The organism is Thermococcus sp. (genome assembly GCF_027008145.1).
GTDB lineage: Archaea > Methanobacteriota_B > Thermococci > Thermococcales > Thermococcaceae > Thermococcus.
Genome location: NZ_JALTCZ010000012.1, coordinates 1 through 3,580 on the forward strand (window position 1 = coordinate 1; position 3,580 = coordinate 3,580).

Genomic DNA, 3,580 nt, shown 5'->3' on the forward strand with positions numbered 1-3,580 from the left:
TAGCGGAGAGGTTTTTGACTTGGTTGTAGAGGGCCTCGAAGGCGTTCAGCCTCTTCTGGAGCTCGGTGACGTTGTAGCCCTTCTCCTTCCCAAACTGTATCGCCTTCTGGGCTATCTCGATGCCCTTCTCTCCCTTCCTGAGGAAGGCGTTTACTATCCTGTCGGCATTCTTGTATGCCAGTTCCTCGCGAACCTTCTTAAACTCCTCGTCGAGGACTGCCTTCTTCTCTCTGAGGGTTTTGAGGTCTTCCCTGGCCCTTGTCAGGTTCTTCTCTTTGAGGTCGTTCAGGACGACCCTGTATGCTTGGACGGTCTCGTTGTAGGCCCTGCTCAGGTTGGTAACGTTAATTCCCTGCCTCTCCGCTAGCCTCATCGTCTTCCTGACAAAGGCGAGGTACCCGTTCATTCTCTCGACCTGTGCCCTGACATGTGCTCTAACCTCTCCCAGCCGTTCTCTGCCCTCCTTGAGCATTGAGAGTGCCCTCTTATAGTAGTGCATCGCCGTTAAGGAGTCGAGTATTGAGTTGCAGTAGTCGCTCTCGTTGTACTCCCTTAGGGCCTTCGACTTGTACCCCTCGGCCATTTCATAGTATCTGAGTATGCTTGAGTTCTGGGGGAGCTTGTTCTTAATGGGCTCAATCTTCTTCTCGGCGAAGTTGCTCAGCCTCTGGAGCTCTTTAATGAGCTGGGTCGCTATGACCTGCCCCCTGGTGGCGTTGTCAAAGAGCACAGAGGTGTTTCCAGTGGTGTTGGTTGCAGTCGTGTTCGTTGCGAGGCCTAGGGGTATGAGACTCCCCATCAGCAACAGGGCCACCGCCAGTGCCAGACTCCTTCTCATGTTGATCACCTTTACCAACTTGGACCAACCCCTATTTGAGGACTCCGGTGAAACGAACGTTCCAAAGGGTTTCATTTAATCAGAGTACCATTTGAATCTGGTTAATTGAGAAACAAATGGAAAGTTCAGAGTTTTAGCTCGACCCAGTTCTCTTTACCCTTCTTGTATACCCTCACGAGGCCTCTCTCGGCGAGTCTGTTGAACATCCTCCAGGCGGTGGTCTTTGGCAATCCGAGGGCTGTCCTAACTTCAGCTTGCCTCGCCCTGCCTCCCTGGCGGTGGATGTAGAGGAGCGCTTCCACCTCTTCATCGCTCAGGTCGAAGGCCTTTAGTTTCTTAAGAATCTCCCCCTCACCCTCGTTGCCCTGTTTCTCTTTTCTGAAGCTCTTCATAAGGAAGAAGGCAGTCCCGGCAAGGAATACCAGAGCAACCGCCCCGATCACCGGCCAGAGAGATGATGTTGAAGTTGGGCGTGGGCTGTTGCTCCGAGTTTCGTATGAACTTTGAGGCATGCTGGTTGTTGTCGTGGTTGACGTGGTCGTGGTGCTGGATACCGTGCTGGTCTCCGTTCTGGTTTCTGTTGTGGTTTTCGTTATTGGGAGGGGGAGGGTGTAGGAGATGCTCTGGTTCCCCGGGGGCATGGTTATTGAGTTCCCGGAGATTGCTCTGGGGACGTCGCTCAGGTCAACTATGACAGTTCCGGAGGGAAACATTACTGTCACAGGAACTGGAGAGCTAAAGCTCAGTGTCCACACGTCGCCCTGCTTCGATGTCAGCTCGGCGGTGAAGTAAGTAACGTTGAGAAGGCTCACATTGTCAGTCAGGTAGACTTCGACGGCACTCCCGTTCTGCTCGAAGGGGATGGGGTTTCCTTTCTCGTCAGTTACCGTTAGGGCCTCCACCTTTTTTGTCAGAAGGGGAACTTCAACGACGACCGTAATGTTTGAGGGAACGAAGAGCTCGGTAACCTTAACGTAGCCGGTGTTGTAGACCTCTATGTTTATCGATTTAAACGTCCCCTGCGCGCTCGCGGGGGGGAGGAGGATGAGGATGATTAACATAAGGATGAGGGCCTTTCTCATTCCACGCTACCTCCTGGAGGTTGTTTCTTAAGAAGTCCTTAAAAAGAAAACTGGGGGGTCAATGACCTCTCCCGTGTCCCCTTCCCCGGCTCTGATTCTGGCTCCTCCCACCGGGTTTTCTAGGTGGCCTCCAGGGTCCTCCACCGGCCTTCTTTTCCCTTTCAACGAGTCTCATTGTCCTCACAACTTCCATCCTCAGGCTCTTCAGTATCTCAAGGGCCTTCCAGGGGTTGTTCTCTTTGAGGGCCTCAAGGAGGAGGGCTTTCTTGCTCTCCAGTTCGACTATGCGCCCCTCTACCTCCGGATTGCTGGCGTTGAGTGCGGACAGCCTGGCTATGAGGAGATCAAGGGTCTTTAGCTGGGCCTTTACAAGCTTTGGAGCGTTCTTTTCAACTTCAACCTTCATCGAGATCCTCGTTGCTTCTTCAAGGCCCTTCCTTGCCCTGATCATTGCCTGAAGGTCGGCGCTGAGCGCCGTGTAGTTCTTTTCCTGAAGATCCTCTTTCACCTTCAGGAGTGTTCTCAGGGTCTCGTTGTAGTTCTCCTTCAGAAGGGCGCAGTCCCCCCTCCCTGGGCAGAGCCTTTTCATTGTCTTGTTGGCGTATTTTAGGGCGTGCTCCGTTATGTGGAGCTCAACGAGCGCCCTTGAAAGTACTTCCTCTGAGGAGGATTCACCAATATGTATGGAGACGAGCACGGCCTTGTAGAGGTGCATGGCTTTGATTGCAACCTTCATCGCCCCGGTGTAGTTCCTCTCGGAGTAGAGCCTCTCTGCCAGCCCCTTGAGCTCTGAGGCGTTCTGATAGAGTCCGGTTACGTTCGCCTGGCTCCTATTTACCAGCGATGAGACGTAACCGGCTGTCCTATTGAGTATCAGGAGTAACTCAAGCGACGCGATCTGGTTCCCTTCAGGGGCTTTTGTCCCCGCCCCCTGGGCGAGGGAAACCGGGAGCAGTGAAGCGATGAGCATCCCTGCTAGCAAAAGGGCTGGATAGACCTTTCTCACCTTTCCCCACCATTATCACTACTGTGTTTGGGGTTATTAAGGACACGGTGGAACGTCGGGGACGAAAACGTTTCAAACCGTTTCATTCAAATGCTGCCCCTCTTTCCTCCCTCTGATTTTGCCTCGCTGGCACAGCTTTTTCGGAAAAAGCCTATATAATTTGCCGTTCAAATCTGGAGTAGTGGTGGTGAGTGAAAAGGGGCCAGGGCGCGCTTGGATACCTCATTCTCATAGCGGCCGGCGCTGATGACCTTCTTCACGGTAAGGGTCATCGTGAACACCGCTGAATCGGTGCCAGAAGTGAGCGTCTGGACGGCTTGGGGAGCAAAGGTAATCATATATAAGGTTCACTACGACGCCGGCGGGCTCCTTATCCCCGACAGATGAGATCTGAACGACAAGTACGTCGTCTTGAAGAACATCGGCGGCAAGCCGGCCAACCTAACGGGCTGGAAGCTTATGGACAGCAGGAGGAACAGGAGGCACGCCTTTATTTTCCCGCCCTTTACCTTAAAACCCGGAGCAACTGTCACGGTTCACACAGGAAAAGGGGCCAATACGGACATAGACCTCTGCTGGGGTAAGAAGAGGCCCGTCTGGAACAACGGGGGTGACACAGCCTACCTCTATGACGCCCAGGGAAACCTCATTGAC

The 3,580-nt window shown here is 53.4% G+C and carries 5 protein-coding genes; 2 read left to right on the forward strand and 3 right to left on the reverse strand.

Annotated features, from left to right (window positions below; all coding sequences use genetic code 11):
• The 3 genes from MVD07_RS00455 to MVD07_RS00465 all read right to left on the reverse strand — a co-directional run.
• Positions 1-838 (reverse strand): hypothetical protein (locus tag MVD07_RS00455; protein ID WP_297497131.1); only part of this gene is annotated, 838 nt, incomplete at its 3' end.
• Between the two features lie 125 nt (positions 839-963).
• A complete protein-coding gene (locus tag MVD07_RS00460) occupies positions 964-1,920 on the reverse strand; it encodes a MarR family transcriptional regulator (RefSeq protein ID WP_297497134.1) in 957 nt (318 codons plus the stop codon).
• 58 nt (positions 1,921-1,978) lie between these two features.
• The gene (locus MVD07_RS00465; RefSeq protein WP_297497137.1) at positions 1,979-2,926 is read right to left on the reverse strand and encodes a hypothetical protein; all 948 of its coding nucleotides are present in this window, start codon (positions 2,924-2,926) and stop codon (positions 1,979-1,981) included.
• Positions 2,927-3,172: 246 nt separating this feature from the next.
• On the opposite strand from MVD07_RS00465, the gene MVD07_RS00470 reads away from it, so the two are divergent.
• Both MVD07_RS00470 and MVD07_RS00475 read left to right on the forward strand, forming a co-directional pair.
• Positions 3,173-3,313, forward strand: a complete 141-nt coding sequence (locus MVD07_RS00470) for a hypothetical protein (protein ID WP_297497140.1) — start codon at positions 3,173-3,175, stop codon at positions 3,311-3,313.
• Between the two features lie 3 nt (positions 3,314-3,316).
• The coding region (locus tag MVD07_RS00475) for a lamin tail domain-containing protein (RefSeq protein ID WP_297497143.1) at positions 3,317-3,580 on the forward strand (264 nt) is incomplete at its 3' end.

Excerpts from the sequence above, each read along its gene's own strand:
- MVD07_RS00460 (WP_297497134.1), bottom strand. The coding sequence starts at position 1,920 with ATGAGAAAGGCCCTCATCCTTATGTTAATCATCCTCATCCTCCTCCCC.
- MVD07_RS00470 (WP_297497140.1), top strand. The coding sequence starts at position 3,173 with ATGACCTTCTTCACGGTAAGGGTCATCGTGAACACCGCTGAATCGGTG.